Origin of the sequence: Corynebacterium sp. CCUG 65737, from assembly GCF_024454115.1 — a bacterium.
In the GTDB taxonomy this organism is placed as follows: Bacteria; Actinomycetota; Actinomycetes; order Mycobacteriales; family Mycobacteriaceae; genus Corynebacterium; species Corynebacterium genitalium.
Genome location: NZ_JAGPZB010000005.1, coordinates 66,146 through 82,674, shown reverse-complemented (window position 1 = coordinate 82,674; position 16,529 = coordinate 66,146). Strand labels below are relative to the sequence as shown.

At 63.5% G+C, this 16,529-nt stretch carries 16 protein-coding genes; 10 read left to right on the top strand and 6 right to left on the bottom strand.

Annotation, left to right across the window (positions count from 1 at the left end; genetic code table 11):
• Positions 1-15: 15 nt before the first annotated feature.
• Together KBX17_RS05565 and KBX17_RS05560 are read right to left on the bottom strand one after the other, a co-directional pair.
• The gene (locus KBX17_RS05565) at positions 16-645 is read right to left on the bottom strand and encodes an SAF domain-containing protein (protein ID WP_256003347.1); all 630 of its coding nucleotides are present in this window, start codon (positions 643-645) and stop codon (positions 16-18) included.
• A gap of 3 nt (positions 646-648) precedes the next feature.
• Positions 649-1,233, bottom strand: coding sequence for a 5-formyltetrahydrofolate cyclo-ligase (locus tag KBX17_RS05560; RefSeq protein ID WP_256003349.1), 585 nt, complete (start codon positions 1,231-1,233; stop codon positions 649-651).
• A gap of 70 nt (positions 1,234-1,303) precedes the next feature.
• On the opposite strand from KBX17_RS05560, the gene KBX17_RS05555 reads away from it, so the two are divergent.
• From KBX17_RS05555 to KBX17_RS05535, 5 genes are all read left to right on the top strand, one after another.
• Positions 1,304-2,248, top strand: coding sequence for a UTP--glucose-1-phosphate uridylyltransferase (locus tag KBX17_RS05555; RefSeq protein ID WP_255997101.1), 945 nt, complete (start codon positions 1,304-1,306; stop codon positions 2,246-2,248).
• Positions 2,249-2,260: 12 nt separating this feature from the next.
• A complete protein-coding gene (gene glp, locus KBX17_RS05550; protein ID WP_005291320.1) occupies positions 2,261-3,526 on the top strand; it encodes a gephyrin-like molybdotransferase Glp in 1,266 nt (421 codons plus the stop codon).
• On the top strand, positions 3,523-4,200 hold the full coding sequence (locus KBX17_RS05545) for a GNAT family N-acetyltransferase (RefSeq protein WP_256003352.1): 678 nt from the start codon (positions 3,523-3,525) through the stop codon (positions 4,198-4,200). Before glp ends, KBX17_RS05545 begins: the two co-directional genes overlap by 4 nt.
• A gap of 108 nt (positions 4,201-4,308) precedes the next feature.
• Positions 4,309-5,415, top strand: a complete 1,107-nt coding sequence (gene glpR, locus KBX17_RS05540; protein WP_256018860.1) for a gephyrin-like molybdotransferase receptor GlpR — start codon at positions 4,309-4,311, stop codon at positions 5,413-5,415.
• Positions 5,416-5,439: 24 nt separating this feature from the next.
• Entirely contained in the window at positions 5,440-5,970 is a 531-nt protein-coding gene (locus tag KBX17_RS05535; RefSeq protein ID WP_005291314.1) for a hotdog fold domain-containing protein, read from the top strand.
• A gap of 25 nt (positions 5,971-5,995) precedes the next feature.
• Here KBX17_RS05535 and KBX17_RS05530 read toward each other — a convergent pair whose 3' ends face one another.
• Both KBX17_RS05530 and KBX17_RS05525 read right to left on the bottom strand, forming a co-directional pair.
• Positions 5,996-7,639 (bottom strand): thiamine pyrophosphate-dependent enzyme, encoded by a 1,644-nt coding sequence (locus KBX17_RS05530; RefSeq protein WP_256018859.1) that lies wholly within the window; start codon positions 7,637-7,639, stop codon positions 5,996-5,998.
• Between the two features lie 67 nt (positions 7,640-7,706).
• A complete protein-coding gene (locus tag KBX17_RS05525) occupies positions 7,707-8,444 on the bottom strand; it encodes a DNA-3-methyladenine glycosylase I (protein ID WP_005291310.1) in 738 nt (245 codons plus the stop codon).
• Positions 8,445-8,500: 56 nt separating this feature from the next.
• On the opposite strand from KBX17_RS05525, the gene KBX17_RS05520 reads away from it, so the two are divergent.
• Together KBX17_RS05520 and KBX17_RS05515 are read left to right on the top strand one after the other, a co-directional pair.
• Positions 8,501-8,908: a DoxX family protein gene (locus KBX17_RS05520; RefSeq protein ID WP_256018857.1), complete on the top strand. Its 408-nt coding sequence runs from the start codon at positions 8,501-8,503 to the stop codon at positions 8,906-8,908.
• 10 nt (positions 8,909-8,918) lie between these two features.
• The gene (locus KBX17_RS05515; protein ID WP_256018856.1) at positions 8,919-9,557 is read left to right on the top strand and encodes a zf-HC2 domain-containing protein; all 639 of its coding nucleotides are present in this window, start codon (positions 8,919-8,921) and stop codon (positions 9,555-9,557) included.
• On the opposite strand, the gene KBX17_RS05510 is transcribed toward KBX17_RS05515, so the two are convergent.
• Positions 9,558-11,135 carry a dolichyl-phosphate-mannose--protein mannosyltransferase gene (locus KBX17_RS05510; RefSeq protein ID WP_370687585.1) on the bottom strand — a complete coding sequence of 526 codons (1,578 nt, stop codon included), beginning with the start codon at positions 11,133-11,135 and terminating at the stop codon, positions 9,558-9,560.
• Positions 11,136-11,185: 50 nt separating this feature from the next.
• Between KBX17_RS05510 and rsmI the strand changes: the two genes are divergently transcribed.
• The 3 genes from rsmI to metG are packed head-to-tail and all read left to right on the top strand — an operon-like array spanning position 11,186 to position 15,760.
• The gene (rsmI, locus tag KBX17_RS05505) at positions 11,186-12,031 is read left to right on the top strand and encodes a 16S rRNA (cytidine(1402)-2'-O)-methyltransferase (protein ID WP_256018854.1); all 846 of its coding nucleotides are present in this window, start codon (positions 11,186-11,188) and stop codon (positions 12,029-12,031) included.
• A 39-nt stretch (positions 12,032-12,070) separates the two neighbouring features.
• On the top strand, positions 12,071-13,873 hold the full coding sequence (locus tag KBX17_RS05500) for a BCCT family transporter (RefSeq protein ID WP_005291300.1): 1,803 nt from the start codon (positions 12,071-12,073) through the stop codon (positions 13,871-13,873).
• Positions 13,874-13,891: 18 nt separating this feature from the next.
• A complete protein-coding gene (metG, locus tag KBX17_RS05495; RefSeq protein WP_040423804.1) occupies positions 13,892-15,760 on the top strand; it encodes a methionine--tRNA ligase in 1,869 nt (622 codons plus the stop codon).
• A 363-nt stretch (positions 15,761-16,123) separates the two neighbouring features.
• On the opposite strand, the gene KBX17_RS05490 is transcribed toward metG, so the two are convergent.
• Positions 16,124-16,513, bottom strand: a complete 390-nt coding sequence (locus KBX17_RS05490) for a DUF3806 domain-containing protein (RefSeq protein WP_256018852.1) — start codon at positions 16,511-16,513, stop codon at positions 16,124-16,126.
• Positions 16,514-16,529 lie beyond the last annotated feature (16 nt).

Here is a 16,529-nt window from a genome sequence, read left to right as displayed (position 1 = left end):
GTGAGATCTGTCTTCTCAACCTTGTTCGCCGGTGAGCACGACAGCGAGCGGAGAAGACAGCGAGGCTGCCGCAACCGCTTCCGCGTCCTGGTGATGAAGCAGCAGGAGAATACCGCCGGCGGGGGAGTCATCTCCTCCTCCTCCGGCCAGGACCACGATGCCGTTTGTGGCGATCGTTCGGGCTGCGCCTTCCTGCTCTACGTGATCGATGGTGACGACGGAGACTCGGTCGCCGTGGTGGAGCATGGGGATGATGTCGGGCTCGGCAAGCTTGACCGGCACCATCGTGTAATCGACCCGGTCGCCAGGCACGAGCGCTGAGACGAGATCGGGCCCTAACAAACGCGTCGGTGTGACAACCTCACCCGCGCCCGCCGTCGACGCCACAATCTGCCCCTCCACCTCGCTGATCTGGCTCAGAGTCCCATCGGGCACGATCGTCTCCGGCAATCTCCGCAGTTCGACATCGTCCCCGCTGAGCGACTCGCCCGGCGAAACGTCGCGCGCGAACACCAGCACGGCTGGGTCATTCGCTGCCCTGCCCGTCACGGTAGTGAGAAGGGCGGCGAGGAGTAACAGGGCGGCGGTGAGACGTCGTAAAGCAAGCGCGCGGCGGTAGCCAGGAGCGAGAGTGAGAAAGTCCATGCCTTATTGGACTGTCGCAGCCCCCGGACTGGTTCCCTTGAAACGCAAAAACCCTTGCGGGGTGACAGCGCCGTCCACAGGCTGGTCGTGGGGCTCGGAGGGCAGGACGTCGTGCACCTCGTCGTCGTAAACCAGCGCAATCCGGGGAACTGCACCTGCATGCACCAGTGCTCGGTCGTAGTAGCCCGCGCCTTGGCCGAGCCGCATCCCGCGCCGATCCACCCCCAACGCGGGAACAATCACCACGTCACAGCTGCTCAACATCGACGATGGGAAACGCTCACCGGTGGGCTCAGTAATGCCGAAGTGCGCCCCGCGAGCCAGCTGCCCCGGCACATGCAGTGCCCACTCCAACACTCCGGCACCGAGTGTGACGGGCAAGAAGACCTCTAATCCTGCTGCGGCGAGGACGTCGGGAAGCTCCTCGCCCCCGGGTTCAGTAGGCATAGGGGAGTATGCGGCTACGCGGGTGCAGCCGCGGAGATGGGTGAGCAGGTGGTCACGCACAGCGGCGTCGATAAGCGTCTTGTTTTCGCGTACTCGTCTGCGCTGACGCGCAACCGCACGCAGTTGCCCCTTTGAATCCATCGCTATCCTTTGTACAACCTGCGGGAGGCTTTAGCTGAATGTCGAATCATTGTAGGTAGACTCACCACTTATGGCATCTACGCGCAAGTCCAACGTGAAAACCGTGATCGTGCCCGCCGCAGGCATGGGCACGAGGTTCCTGCCCGCCACGAAGACGGTGCCGAAGGAACTGCTGCCGGTCGTGGACACTCCGGGCATTGAGCTCATCGCGGAAGAAGCAGCACAGTTGGGGGCACAGCGCCTGGCAGTCGTGACCGCGCCAGGCAAAGGTGAGGTCATGGAGCACTTCGGCCCATTCGATCAATTGCACGACACCCTGCTGGCACGCGGCAAGGACGAGCAGGCGCAAAAGGTTGCCCGCGCATCCGACATCATCACGGCGGAGGCTGCCGTGCAGGAAGAGCCGCTGGGCCTGGGCCACGCTGTGGGGTGCGCGGAATCTCTGCTGGGTGATGACGAAGATGTTGTCGCCGTCATGCTGCCCGACGACCTTGTGCTGCCCACCGGCGTGATGGAAAAGATGGCTGAAGTCCGCCACACTCTCGGCGGGTCAGTGCTGTGCGCCTTCGAGGTCGACCCGGAAGACGTGTTCAACTACGGCGTGTTCGATGTCCGCGAGGTTGAGGCCGGCGCTGATGTCGACGCATCTCACGTCAAACGCGTCGTGGGCATGGTGGAGAAGCCAGAACCCGCCGAGGCTCCGTCCAACTTCGTCGCCACCGGACGCTACCTGCTCGACCGCGGTATCTTCGACGCGCTGCGCCGCATTGAGCCGGGCAAGGGCGGTGAGCTGCAGCTCACTGACGCGATTGAGCTGATGATCAACGAGGGCCACCCAGTCCACGTCGTCGTCCACGACGGCAAGCGCCACGACCTGGGCAACCCGGGTGGGTACATTCCGGCGAACGTGGACTTCGGCCTCAACCACCCGAAGTACGGTCCCGCGCTCTACAAGGCCATCAAACAGATCGTCGCGGACTTCGAGTCGGAGAACCCACACCTGCGCGACCAGTAGTAGGTTCAAACCATGCGCAGTGTCGACGAGCAGCTGGACATGATCATCGACGCGACGATGACGCCCGAGCCCATCCGCATCGGCATCACCGACGCGTTGGGCTTGATGTGCGCCGAAGAAGTCCAGGCCTCCTCACCACTGCCGGGTTTCTCGCAGGCAGCTGTCGACGGTTACGCGGTGCGCGCGGTCGACGTCGGCGGCGGTCAAACACTGGGTAAAAAAGAAGGACCGGCCGCGGCGGAGACCGAAACGTCACTGCCCGTGGTGGGCGAGGTCGCGGCAGGCTCGCAAAAACCACTGCGCCTCCAACCGCGCCAGGCTGTCCGTGTGGCCACGGGTGCCCCGCTGCCGACGCTTGCAGACGCTGTCTTGCCGCTCGAATGGTCCGACCGCGGCCGCAAACGCGTCTCCCCGCACCGTCCGGTGCGCTCTGGCGACTTCATCCGTAAGGAAGGCGACGACATCCAACCCGGTGACCTGGCCGTGCGCGCTGGTGCCGTGCTCGGCCCAGCGCAGATTGGCCTGCTGGCTGCCACCGGCCGCGATAAGGTTCTGGTGTACCCGCGTCCGCGTGTGACAGTGATGTCTTACGGTCTTGAACTGGTTGACGTTGACCGCAACCCCAGCCTGGGCCAGGTGTATGACGTCAGCTCCTACGCCGTCGCCGCTGCAGCGAAAGACGCCGGTGCGGAGGTCAACCGCGTCGGAATCATCAATGCGGAACCCCGCCGCCTCAAGGAGCAGATTGCCACCCAGGCGCAGCGCAGCGAATTCCTTATTATTACGGGTGCCGTTGGCGGCTCAAGTGCGAAGCCGCTCCAGGAAGCGCTCGGTGAGCTGGGGGAGATCGACACCTCGCGCGTTGCCATGCACCCTGGGTCTGCCCAGGGCTTCGGTCTGATCGGCGAGGACCGGATCCCGGTTTTCCTGCTGCCGTCAAACGCGGTCAGTGCGCTGGTGATCTTCGAGGCACTGATCAGACCTGCGGTCCGAACATCGTTGGGCAAGCGCGTGCCCACGCGCCGCACCGTCAAGGCGCGCTCGCTTAACCACATCGAGTCGATTCCGGGCCGCGTGGGCTACGTGCGTGCCCGCCTCATGCGCGATGCGGAAACACGCGACTACCTGGTGGACAGCATTGGCGGCCCGTCCGGCGGCCCGGCCCACCTTCTGGCCGGTCTTGCTGAGGCGAACGCGATGATCCGCATCCCCGTCGACGTGGCGCACGTCGGTCCTGGCGACATCGTCGATGTCATGTTCCTCCAGCAACGGGCATGATCTTCGGCAAGAAATCCCGCCCGCGTTCTGGCCAGCGCCACCCAGTCCACCCCGGTTGGCCGGAGCCCACGCCGACGGTGTTCATCCCGGGTGAGAACCGTTTGCGCCTGCGTCCGCTCACCATCCAGGACGGCAGGGACTGGGCGCGCATGCGCATTGCCGACGAGCGCACCCTGCGCCCTGTCGAGCCCACGGTCAGTGGCACATGGCGCGAGGCTCACTCGCAGTCCGCATGGATGTCTACCTGGACCAACCTGCGCCGCTACGCCCATGACGGTGTCATCGTTCCGCTGGTCATCGAGCTCGACGACGCCTTCATCGGCCAAGTCACGTTGGGCAACATCCAGCACGGCGCCATCGGGGAGTGCTGGATCGGGTACTGGGTTCATTCGCCCTATTCGGGCCGGGGCATCGCGACGGTCGCGTGCGCCCTCGGGGTGGACCACGCCTTTGCCCGGATCGGCATGCACCGCGTGACCGCGACCTACCTTCCGGACAACCCGGCTTCCGGCAAGGTACTGGCCAACGCGGGCTTCCGGGAGGAAGGCTTCCTCAAAGAGAATCTGCATATCGACGGCCGCTGGCGTGACCACCACTTTGTCGCCCAGAACATTGATGATCTACCCGGATCAGCTGTGGAAAGGCTCGCCGCACAGGGTCGTTTGTGGATTTAAATTCTGCACCAATTTTCACGGCGTGGTTCGGTCAGAGGCCCACTTTCCGTGGCTAGTGTCTAGCTAACAACTAGCAACCTGTCCTGTGTGCAGAAAGGTCGTGGGCCCATGTCCGGCAGCCTCAGCCTGATCATCGTCCTCATCGTCGTGGTGTGGGCGATCGTTCTCGCTCCGATGGTGTTCGGGGACTCCAAACCCATCAGGCGTTCCGGAGAGGGGTACGACGAAACTCGCGTCCTTCACCAGGGCGGCACCGCGGATGTGCAGGGTCGACGCCGTCCGCGCGTTACCAAAGCGGACATTCACCACTTCGACGACGACAATGATTATGAGGTCGTTGAGCCTGTGAAATCCGACAGCGGTTCGGCCTCCTGGAAGAAGCGCAGTGCCGCCGCAGAGCACGATGTCATCGACGCAGAGCCCGAGCCCGCGGCGCTTATCGACGACACCGCAGCCACCGACGACGAGACCGTCACGTATAGCGTCGTTCGCGCCGGTGATTTCGATGACAGTGACGTAGGTGCCGCCGAGTACGAGTTGGACGCGACGTACTTCTCCCCGGAGGATTACGGTTACAGCACCGTCGTCACGCTCGAAGCAGATGAGACTGCGGATCTCGACGCAGATACAAAAGCAGACGCTGATGCCTTCGCTGACGACGAGAGCGCCTCTGATGTGGAGCTGGCCGTTGAGGACGATCTCGACGCAGAAGACCTCGATGTTGACGCTGACGCTGAGGTCGAGCTCGACGAGAGCGAAATCTCTTACGCCCGCGCACGCCGTGGCCGCGGCGGCTGGGACCCGCAGACCGCGCAGCGCGCCCGCGAGGACCGTGCTCGCCGCCGCCAGCGCACCATCCTCGGTCTCGCCGCCGCGACTGCGATCGCAGTCGTGCTCGCGCTCGTCGCTGGCGGCTGGGCATGGGCAGCACCGGTTGTCGTTGCCGGACTTTTGGTCTGGTACTTGGTGGCACTGCGCGCCCAGGTCATGCAGGAGCGTGAGCTTCACGCGCGCCGTATGCGCCAGCTCCACCGTGCCCGCCTGGGTGTCGTCTCCTCCGAGGAAGGGGCTCCGGTTCCCGCTCACATGCGCCGTCCAGGCGCTGTGATTGTGGAGATCGACGACGAAAGCGCCGATTTCGCCAACCTGCCCACCTACCGCCGCCCGGTCGAGCAGCTCGACGAACCGGAGACGCAATACCGCGACATCGCCTAACTGCGGCCAGTAACATCACGGGGTATGACTGACGCTTCCGTGACTACTGCTGACCCGACCACCCAGACCAACCCCAACCCGGGCAAATCCGCCCAGCTGTGGGAAAAGTTCAGTGACACCGCGCTCAAGCGTGCGGTGTTTTCTGCCTTTTACTCGGTCAAAGCCCCCTACTTCCGCACCGTCATGCCGCGCGTGCGCGAAGCCGTGCCAGGCCGCTGCGTGGTGCGTTTGGGCAAGTGGTGGGGTGTGCAGAACCACATTGGCACCTTCCACGTGATTGCTGGGCTGAACGGCGCTGAAGCCGCGATGGGCCTGCTGTGCGAAGTGTCGGTTCCGGACACCCACCGTTGGATCCCTCGTGGCATGCGCGCGGACTACCCGAAGAAGTCCACCGGAGGCCTGACCATTACCGCGACCGCGGACTTCCCGGACTTTGACTCCATCACCCGCGAGACGGGCGGACAGCTGGTCACTATTGATTGCCAGATCGTCGACGATGCAGGTGTTGAGCCCATCACCGCCGAGATCGACGTCTGGGTCACCGCGAAGAAGTAACCCCTGAGCCTGAAGGTTCCAGAGACTACGGCAAAGGCTCCGCCTGCTCCTGGTCCACGCGGACGTGGAGCAGCGCCACCCGGCCGTCCGCCACCTGGCGGACGGCCTCTTCCACGGTGTTGTCCACTTGTGCAGGGTCGTCCAGCTTCGCCGCCCACGCGCCGTTCGCTTCGGCCAGCTTGCAGAACTCCGGGTTCTCCAGCTGGGTACCGCTGACCCGACCTGGGTAGTGCTTCTCCTGGTGCATGCGGATCGTGCCGTACTGGGCGTTATCCACGACCACGATGAGAACCGGGGTGTGGTAGCGCACGGCGGTGATCAACTCGTTGCCGTTCATCATGAATTCGCCGTCGCCGGTGAACACGACCGTGAAGCGGTCCGGGAACGCCAGCTTCGAAGCGATCCCAGCCGGCAGCGAGTAACCCATCGAACCCAGACGGTTCGCGATCATCGACGGGAATGTCCGCGTAGGGAAGAACCGCTGCGGCCAGAAGCAGTGGTTGCCGGCCCCGTAGGTGCAGATCGCGTCGTCGGGAAGCTGTTTGATGAGTGCCTCCATGACGTCGTGCATGTCCACGCACCCGGCGGGTTCGTCGTAACGCTTTGCCACAGTGGGCAACGTGGAATGCTCCAGGTGCAGCTCGCGCGCCCGGGTGAACCACTCGCTGGTGTCAGGTGTGGAATCGAGCTTGAGGCTGCCCAGCGCTTCGGCGAAGGCCACCGGGGAGGCGATGATGTGACGCGTGACGGCGGCAGTGTGGCCGACCAAGTCCGGGTCCGGCGTGATCACGATGTTCGCTGCACCATAGTTCTGCCGGCGGGTGAAATTGTCGGTGGGCTTGTCCCACAGGATGCCACCGACTGTAATGAGCAGGTCGGCGTCGTCGAGAAGCTGCGCGGTTTCCTCTTTGCGCGCGGTGCCTAGCCACCCGGCGTTGGCGGGGGAGTCGAAGCCGATGCGGTCGGAGGAGCGGGTGTCGCCCACGACCGGGATCTCATGCTCCTCCGCGAACTGCTGGACGGCATCGCACGCTTCCTGTGTCCAGCCCTGGCCACCTTCGAAGATGAGCGGGCGCTCGGCCTTTTCCAGGTGCTCCTTGAGCACCTCCGCATCGGCAGTGGACACGCCTCCATGCGCGACCTTGATGGGCGGGGCGAGCTCACCGCCCGGGAACTGGGCGGCTACTACGTCTTCCGGTAACCCGACAACGACCGGGCCCGGACGGCCCTGCTGAGCCAAACGCATCGCATTCGCAACGACACCGCTGGCGCGGTCTGGCTCATCAACAATGAACACGCCCTTGGCAATCGAGCCGAACCACTGGTTCGGGTCGAATTCCTGGAAAGACTCACGGTAGCGGTCTTCGCGCGGAATCAGACCAATGAACAGCACGAGCGGGACGGCGTCCTGCCAGGCGGTGTAGACACCGATCTTGGCGTTGGCGGCACCGGGGCCGCGGGTGACCATGACCACTCCGGGTTTACCGGTCGCCTTACCGTAGGCATCTGCCATGTAGGCGGCGCCGCCCTCGTGGCGGCACACAATGGTGGAAATATCGGTGTCGTGCAAACCGTCAAGCACAGCGAGATAACTCTCACCGGGGACGAGGAAGACGTGTTCCGTCCCGTGGTCTTCGAGGGCTTGGGCGATGGCCGAACCGACGTGCATGGCTCTCCTTGGTGGGGGCTACTTACCCCACCAAGAGTGCCCTGCCATGCCAGTTTCTGCCACTGACTTAGAACTCGAGCGGCGTCATCCGCAGTCCCGCATCGCGACGCCAAGAGCCCTGCAGATGGGTGTTCACCACACCTGCCGCCTGCATGAACAGCCACGCAGACTTCGGGCCGATGAAGGTGAAGCCGCGGGCTTTGAGGTCTCTGGCCAGCGCAGCAGATTCTTCTGTCCGTTCAGGGATGTCCAGCATCGTTTCCGGTTGCGGCATGATGGCTGGCTGGTAGGCCCACACGAGTTCGGGCAGGCATGTTCCGTCGCGTCGCATCGCCACAGTGGCCTCAGCGTTGGTGATGACGGCGCTGAGTTTCGTCCGGTTACGGATCAGGGCTGGATTGTCCAGCATTTTCTCCACGTCAGCCTCCGTCATCTGCGCCACGACATAGGGGTCAAAATCGCTGAAGGCACGGTTGAGGGCGGGGAACTTCCGCAGCACGGCGCGCATGGAGAGCCCGGATTGCAGGACTTGGAAGCACAGGGCGCGGAACATCTCATTCTCGCTCAGCCCGGGCACACCCCACGTAGTGTCGTAATACAAACGTGTCAGTGGGTCTGTGGCTGCCCACGGCGGGCGGGCCTTGCCGTCTTCGCACATGACGGGGCCGACAATGGCCGGTTTGTCTTCCAACAGGGGCGCGAGCAAGCGGGCGTGCAGCGGGCAGTCGTCGATGGTGAGGAAGTCGAAGGGGAGGTGGTCGTAGGAGCAGGTGCAGTGTGTTTCAAAGTCGAGGTATGTCGTCATACCCTCGTTAGACTGCTGGACGTGCCCGTTTGGTTCCACGTTGTAGGGTTGAATTCATGAATAGACCGGCTGTCCGCGACTTTGCGCTGCTCCTTGCACGTTTCATCGTGGGAGTGGTGTTCATTGCCCGGGGTTACCAGCACTGGGTGGGAACGGGGATGAGCGAGACTGCGCAGCAATTCGCCCAGGCAGGCGTACCGCAGCCACGGTTGGTCGCGTATGTGGCGGGCTCAGTCGAGTTGATCGGCGGTGCCATGCTCATCATCGGTTTGCTCACCACTATCATCGCCGGGTTGATGGCCGTGATGGTGCTGGTGGCAGGCTATTTCATCCACCTTCCGCACGGTTTCTTCGCAGAAGACGGCGGGCTAGAGTACCCGCTGATTCTCGCCGTTCTCCTGGGGCTGATCTTCGTGTTCGGCGCGGGCCGGGCGAGCTTGGACCGGGTGCTCGTTGATGGTTAGCCACAGCGAGGTGCAAAAAGCGCTCTCTGCGCGTATCGACGGTGAAGACCCCGGCCTAGACAACGCCGTCCTCGACGCTCACCTCGCTGGTTGCCCCGAGTGCCTGGCGTTCTGGGAACGGTCGCTGCGGCTGACCAGCTCCTTGAGCCTGGTGGAGGCCGACGGTGCCATGGCCCCGCCCAAGGATCTCTCCGATGTCATCTTCGCTGGGGTGGAGGGGGAGTTCCGCCGTGTTTCTTCTCGGCGTGTGGTTGCTTTGGCGGTGGGCCGGATTTTCCTTGTCATCCTTGCTGTGATTCACGCGTTCTGGGCTGGCGACTATGTCTTGTCCGCAACGGTCACCACCGATAACCCGTCCGTGGCGCATCCGCTCATCGGCTTAGCCGCCGTTCACGTCGGTATTACAGCCGCTTTGCTTTTCGCCGCCTGGAAGCCTGGTCAGATCCCCGGCATCCTGCTCATTGTGGGCGCAATGTTCGGCTTCACGGTCGGCTTCGTCGTGCTGGAGGCCGTCTCTGGCAGTGGGACAGCGCCGTGGATGCAGTTGTTCACATTGCTGTTCACTTGCCTCGCGTTGGTGTTCATGTGGTTCGCGGATAAGGGGCTGGCGAACCCGCTGCGGCGCCTCAGTTCGGGCCCGCTGCCGTAGCTAGGTCCAACTCGGTAGCCACATGATCTGCTGGAACCAGCTGTCGGGGATGACAAAGCCGTAGAGGATCGGGGAGAAGTAGAGGAACATCCCGATCACCACAGCTAAGTAGCTCACCACCGTGAACTGGCCCCATATGATCGGGTAGCCGGCGATCTTGTGCAACTTCGGCACGGGCCCGCCCTTCTGCGCTAGGTTCCCCAGCGCCAAAGCTATGAGCACGATGGTGAAGGGGACCAGCGGCGCAGCATAGAAGAAGTACATCTGGCGGTCGAAAGCCGCCAGCCACGGCAAAAAGCCCGCCGCAAAGCCGATCAGCGGCAAGATGACGCGGCGGTCACCACGGGAGATCCACGCCCAGATCGCCCACAGCAGGATCGGGACTGTCAGCCACCAGATCGCGGGTGTGCCGAAGAGGTAGATCATGCGGCGGCACTCTTGCCCGCCGGCGCATTCGATGCCGGTGGAGGAGTAGAACAGGATCGGGCGCGACGCCACCAGCCAAGCCCACGGCTTAGAGTCCCACGGGTGCGAGTGGCCGGATGAGGAGGTCAGTTCACTGTGGAAGTTGAGCACGGACAGGTGGTAGTACAGCCAGCCGCCCAAAGCGTCGGGCAGGTTGCTCAGCCAAGGCCAGTCGGAGTCGGCGATGGTGCCGTCGACCGCCGCGTGGCGGTACACCGAGGTTTCGGAGGCGAACCAAGCGCGCCACGACCACAAGTAGAGAACTGCCGGGATGAGCACGATCGACGCCAGCGCTGATGGAACGTCGCGCAGCAGCGTTCCGGCCACGGGCTTTTCCACGCCGTAGCGCCGCCGCAAGTACACGTCATAAAAGGACGACAGCAATCCGAAGAAGGCGATGTAGTACAGGCCGGACCACTTCACGGCCAGAGCGCACCCGAGTACGACGCCGGTGGCAAACCGCCACCAGCGAAAACCCAGCCGGGGGCCGTACGGGCCGGAGGCGGCGATGGTGCCGTCACGCCAGGCGCTGTAAAGCCTCTGATGCACTTGGCGCATATCTCCCGCGAGCGTCCACGCGGCTACAACAACGGGAAGCAGAATGAACACATCCAGCATGCCGAAACGGCTGATGACCAGCAGCACACCGTCGCAAAGAGCAATGATGCCCGCGAACATCGCCACCACCCACGACTGCGAGATGCGCCGCGCGAGCAGCATGATGAACACCACAGTCAACGCACCGAACAGGGCCGCCACGAAACGCCAGCCGAGCGGGGTGTAGCCGAACAGTGCTTCACCGAGTGCGGCGAGCTTCTTGCCCAGCGGCGGGTGCACAACGAGGCCGTAACCCGGGTTCGACTCAATACCGCCGATGACCGGATTGAACGACGAACGGTAAATGTCCCAGGCCTGAGGGACGTAGTGCTTCTCGTCGAAAACCGGGGTGCCTTTCGACACTGCCGTGGTCACTCCGATGAATCGCGTGAAGAACGCCAGCACGGCCACCACCGCTGTGGTGATCGTGTCGCGGCGGTCCCAGGGGACCGTCACAGGTGCGGTGGGGGCGGGACGGTCCACGCGCACTTTCTCGGCCACTAGTGTCGAACTCACGGGTGATGATCTTACTGTGTGCCCCGCGCTGCTTGTGACAAGCTGGGTGCATGGACAACACTCTTCCCACCCATGGTGTCGTGGTGGCCGCCACTCCGTTGGGCAATATCGGTGACGCGTCCCCGCGCCTGAAGGCAGCGCTGGAACGCGCCGACGTGATCGCCGCTGAGGACACCAGGCGAGCCCGCAACCTGGCGGCAGCGCTCGGGGCGGAGATCCGCGGCAGAGTCGTCTCCAACTTCGACCACAACGAGGACAAGCGCACGCGTGAGCTTATCGACGCCGCACGTGCAGGCATCGTCCTCATCGTCACCGACGCAGGCATGCCGCTGGTGTCCGACCCAGGGCATTGCCTTGTCAGCGCGGCCCACGATGCTGGTGTGCCGGTGACGTGCCTGCCTGGGCCGTCGGCCGTGACCACCGCGCTCGCTCTGTCTGGACTGGGCGTGGGCCGGTTCATTTTCGACGGTTTCGCTCCACGGAAGTCTGGTGCGCGTCGGTCATGGCTCGAGTCGCTGCAGACCGAAAAGCGCGCCGTGTGCTTCTTCGAGTCACCCCACCGCACCGCAGCCACGCTCGAGGAGGCCGCGGAGGTCCTCGGGAATGACCGCCGCGCCGCCGTGTGCCGGGAATTGACCAAAACATTTGAGGAAGTCCGCCGCGGAACCCTGGGCGAGCTCGCCGCGTGGGCGGCCGAGGGCGTGCGCGGGGAAGTCACCGTTGTCATCGACGGCACCACCGAAGTGGGGGTAGAGCCGGAGGACTTGGTGGGGGACGTCGAAAAGCTCACAAAAGGCGGCATGCGCTTGAAGGATGCAGTCAAAGAGGTCGCGAAAAATGCGGGAATTAAAGCAGGAGAGCTTTACGACGCCTTCATCGCCGCCCGCAGCCAATAGTCAGCAAAGGTGCACCCTGCGCACATCTCCGTTACCGTCATGTGGGTGAGTAGTGAAGAGAAGATGACAGATCCGCATGACCCGAACATCGACCCGCACGCTGACGACCCGATCGTGACCCACAACCGCCCCGCTACCGCCGAGCTTCAGGACCTTCTGGATGCGCGGAACGACGGCGACCAGCAGAAGATCAGCGACCCGGAGGATGCTATTGAGCGTGCCTCCGAAGACGAGAACCTGAAAATCGACTGGGCGATTGTCGCCCCGCTCGCCGTCATCGTGGTCGCCGTAGTCGTTTGGGGCCTGGCCGCAAAGGAGAGCTTCAGCGCCTTTTCCAGCGCGTCGTTCAGCTGGGTGATCGAGAACCTCGGTTGGGCGTACGTCCTGTTCGGCACTATTTTCGTCGTGTTCGTCATGGTGCTTGCGGTCTCCAAATTCGGCAAAATCCGGCTCGGCGCTTCCGACGAGCAACCGGAATTCACCACCATGTCCTGGATCGCGATGATGTTCGCCGCCGGCATGGGCATCGGCCTGATGTTCTTCGGCGCATCCGAGCCGCTGAACTTCTACCGTGACGGCGTGCCTGGCATGGACAGCGCGGATGCCGTGGGCACATCCATGGCGCAGACGATGTTCCACTGGACCCTTCATCCGTGGTCCGTCTACGCCATCATCGGCCTCGCCATCGCCTACTCCACGTTCCGCCTCGGCCGCAAGCAGCTGCTGTCCAGCGCGTTTATCCCGCTCATCGGACAAAAGCGCGCGGACGGATGGCTGGGCAAGCTTATCGACGGCCTCGCCATCTTCGCCACCATCTTCGGCACCGCCTGCTCCCTGGGACTGGGCGCCCTGCAGATTTCCACTGGCCTGGAGGCCTCCGGACTCGTCGATTCCCCGTCGACCATGTTGACCGTCGGCATCGTCAGTGTCCTGACCCTGGCGTTCCTGCTGTCCGCCATGTCCGGAGTGGGCAAGGGCATCCAGTGGGTTTCGAACTTCAACCTGATCGTGGCGGCGGTGCTGGCCATCTTCGTGTTCGTCTTCGGGCCGACCCTGACGCAGCTGAACCTGCTGCCGACTGCCATTAGTTCCTACCTGGACCAGTTCTTCCTCATGGCGTCGCGCACTGCCGAGTCCGCCGACACCGAGGCAGGGGAGTGGCTCGGTTCCTGGACCATTTTCTACTGGGCATGGTGGATCTCCTGGTCCCCGTTCGTGGGCACCTTCCTGGCTCGTATTTCCCGTGGCCGCACCATCCGTGAATTCTGCTTTGGTGTCACTCTCATCCCGGCTGGCTTGTCCACCGTGTGGTTCTGCATTTTCGGCGGCACCGCCATCCACCTCGAGCAGACCGGTGAGTCCATCTATGGCGAGGGATCGTCCGAGGAGCAGCTGTTCAACCTGCTGCACTCCTTCCCGGGCGGTTTCGCCATGGGCATCCTGGCGCTGATCCTGCTGGGCACCTTCTTCATCACCTCCGCGGATTCCGCCTCGACTGTGATGGGCTCCCTGTCCCAGAACGGCAAGACCGACGCGAAGCCGCTACTGACCGGCATGTGGGGCCTTGCCACCGCAGCCGTCGGCCTGACCCTGCTCATCGCGGGCGGTGACGACGCTTTGGACTCCCTCCAGAGCGTGACCATCGCGGCTGCCACCCCGTTCCTGGTCATTCTCATCCTGCTGATGTTCGCCATCGTGAAGGACGTCAGCAATGACACCATCTACCTGGACATGAAGGAGGAGCAGCGCTTCAACCACCAGCTGGCTGTCGAGCGCCGGATGCACCGCGATGCCATTGCCAAGGCCCGCAAACGGCAGCGCATGTTCGGCACCAAGCGGTAGTCACTTATGCTGGGGCGTATGACTGTCTCCCCGAACAACGCCACCTCCGAAAATGTCCTCGTGTGCGTGGCGTGGCCCTATGCAAACGGGCCACGCCACATCGGCCACGTCGCCGGCTTCGGCGTCCCTTCCGATGTGTTCGCGCGCTACCAGCGCATGGCGGGAAACAACGTGCTCATGGTGTCCGGCACCGACGAGCACGGCACGCCGCTGCTCGTCCAAGCGGACAAGGAAGGCGTGACGGTCAAGGAGCTGGCGGACCGCTACAACCGCCAGATCGTCGAGGACTTGGCCGGTTTGGGTTTGTCCTACGACCTGTTCACCCGCACCACCACGCGTAACCACTACGCGGTGGTGCAGGAGTTGTTCAAGGGCTTGTACGACAACGGGTACATGATCAAGGAGACGACCAAAGGCGCGATCTCCCCGTCGACGGGCCGTACCTTGCCGGACCGCTACATCGAGGGCACGTGCCCGATTTGCGGTGCAGACGATGCCCGCGGCGACCAGTGCGACAACTGCGGAAACCAACTCGACCCAGTCGACCTGATCAATCCGGTTTCTAAGATCAACGGTGAAACACCGGAGTTCGTTGAGACCGAGCACTTCATGCTGGACTTGCCGTCACTAGGCGATGCCCTCAAGGAGTGGCTCGAGGCGCGCCAAGACTGGCGCCCCAACGTGCTGAAGTTCTCGCTCAACCTGCTCGAGGACATGCGTCCGCGCTCCATGACTCGCGACATCGACTGGGGCATTCCCGTTCCTGTCGAAGGCTGGGAGAACGACCCAGGCAAGAAGCTCTACGTGTGGTTCGATGCGGTTATCGGCTACCTGTCCGCCTCTATCGAGTGGGCTGCCCGCTCGGGCAACCTGGACGCCTGGAAGGATTTCTGGCAGGACCCGGCCACGCGCGGTTACTACTTCATGGGCAAGGACAACATCACGTTCCACTCCCAGATCTGGCCCGGTGAGCTGCTGGGATATGCAGGTAAGGGCACGAAGGGCGGCCAGGAGCACCGTCTGGGCACACTGAACCTCCCCACTGAGGTTGTGTCCTCGGAGTTCCTCACCATGTCCGGCTCGAAGTTCTCCTCCTCCAAGGGCGTGGTCATCTATGTCAAGGACTTCCTGGCGGAGTTCGGACCTGACCCGCTGCGCTACTTCATTGCCGTGGCTGGCCCGGAGAACAACGACACTGACTTCACGTGGGACGAGTTCGTCCGCCGCATCAACAACGAGCTGGCGAACGGCTGGGGCAACCTGGTCAACCGCACCGTGTCCATGGCGCACAAGAACTTCGGCGAGGTGCCGCAGCCGGGGGCGTGGAACGAGTCGGATCAGCGCATTCTCGACCTGGCTGCCCGCACGTTCGGCGAGGCCGGCGCGGAGCTTGGTGAGGCCCACTTTAAGAACGCCATCACCAAAATCATGCACGTCGTCGGCGAGGCCAACGCCTACATCGCGGAGCAGGAGCCATGGAAGCTGGCCAAGGACGAGTCTCAGCGCGAGCGCTTGTCGACGGTCCTCTGGACCGCCCTCCAAGTCGTCTCCGATTGCAATGCGATGCTGACCCCTTTCCTGCCGCACACCGCTCAAAAGGTGCACGAGACTCTCGGCCGCGACGGTGTGTGGGCCGCATCCCCGCGCGTGGAGGAGGTCGTGGATAACGCCGAGCATGACGATGCTGGCATGAACCTCATCGGTGTCGGCCTGCCCGAAATCGGCCAGACCTACCCGGTGATCACAGGTGACTACGAACAGCAGCAGGCAACCTGGTCCCGCGTCGACGTTGTGCCGGGCACTCCTTTGGAGAAGCCGCAACCCCTCATTGCGAAGCTCGACCCGGAGCTCGGCGGGACCGGCCCCGAGTGGGCACCGGTGCAGTAGCGGGCTCGGGCCCGGGCTCGCCCCTGCAGAGCTCGATCCTGCTGGGCTCGATCCTGCAAAAGATGACAAACTCGATTCCCGTGTAGAAAAATCCCTGCAGGTCAAGGACTTTTGGGGGACTAAATCGGAATCGAGTTCGTCAACGTTTGCAGCGGGGGGTGAAGTGCTGCGAGTTAGGGTTGCCAGGGCGCCCGTGCGGAAAAGTTGACAAACTGGTTTTCTGTCTAGAGCCATTAGCGCAGGTCAGAACGGTTTGAGCTGCCAACTCGCACTCGAGCTCGTCAACTTTTCCGCAAGCGGGCCGGGAGAGGGTCCATCCAGACCATCCAGACCGGCCAGACCACCCAGACCCCCAAGTCAGCCCTACTCGCCCAAGAACTGCGCGATGAACGCAGTCAGTTTCCCCGTTTCCTCATCTTCGAAGCGGGTATCCACCACGACGAGGGGCGCGGTGTACATGTCGCGGCTGGGGGAGGCGACGACGAGGTCGGTGCCGTAGTCGTCGTTAAGCATCTGCCATTGGAAACCGTGCTCGCGGATGAAGGCGTCGCCGAGCGCGGTGCCGAAGATGCGGGCGGTGTCGCCGCGCGGGTAGGCGCGCTGCAGGTCGGGGTCGAGTGCGAGGTATTCGCCGAGGGTTTCTTCGAAGCTGGCCACGATGTCGCTGATGGAGCCGTTGATTCCGGCGACCGCTGCTTCGGCGAGGTCGCGGTCGATGTGGGCGCGGGTGGCATCGTCGATGTCGGTGAACATGCCCCCAATATAGGCT

Bases quoted from the DNA above. Each gene is read 5' to 3' on its own strand.
- KBX17_RS05500 (WP_005291300.1), top strand. From the start codon at position 12,071: ATGTGGGTGAGTAGTGAAGAGAAGATGACAGATCCGCATGACCCGAAC.
- KBX17_RS05530 (WP_256018859.1), bottom strand. From the start codon at position 7,639: ATGCACGTCGGTTCGGCCATCGCCCAAGCCCTCGAAGACCACGGGACG.
- glp (WP_005291320.1), top strand. From the start codon at position 2,261: ATGCGCAGTGTCGACGAGCAGCTGGACATGATCATCGACGCGACGATG.
- KBX17_RS05560 (WP_256003349.1), bottom strand. From the start codon at position 1,233: ATGGATTCAAAGGGGCAACTGCGTGCGGTTGCGCGTCAGCGCAGACGA.
- KBX17_RS05520 (WP_256018857.1), top strand. From the start codon at position 8,501: ATGAATAGACCGGCTGTCCGCGACTTTGCGCTGCTCCTTGCACGTTTC.
- KBX17_RS05535 (WP_005291314.1), top strand. From the start codon at position 5,440: ATGACTGACGCTTCCGTGACTACTGCTGACCCGACCACCCAGACCAAC.
- KBX17_RS05490 (WP_256018852.1), bottom strand. From the start codon at position 16,513: ATGTTCACCGACATCGACGATGCCACCCGCGCCCACATCGACCGCGAC.
- KBX17_RS05555 (WP_255997101.1), top strand. From the start codon at position 1,304: ATGGCATCTACGCGCAAGTCCAACGTGAAAACCGTGATCGTGCCCGCC.
- metG (WP_040423804.1), top strand. From the start codon at position 13,892: ATGACTGTCTCCCCGAACAACGCCACCTCCGAAAATGTCCTCGTGTGC.
- KBX17_RS05565 (WP_256003347.1), bottom strand. From the start codon at position 645: ATGGACTTTCTCACTCTCGCTCCTGGCTACCGCCGCGCGCTTGCTTTA.
- KBX17_RS05545 (WP_256003352.1), top strand. From the start codon at position 3,523: ATGATCTTCGGCAAGAAATCCCGCCCGCGTTCTGGCCAGCGCCACCCA.
- rsmI (WP_256018854.1), top strand. From the start codon at position 11,186: ATGGACAACACTCTTCCCACCCATGGTGTCGTGGTGGCCGCCACTCCG.
- glpR (WP_256018860.1), top strand. From the start codon at position 4,309: ATGTCCGGCAGCCTCAGCCTGATCATCGTCCTCATCGTCGTGGTGTGG.
- KBX17_RS05525 (WP_005291310.1), bottom strand. From the start codon at position 8,444: ATGACGACATACCTCGACTTTGAAACACACTGCACCTGCTCCTACGAC.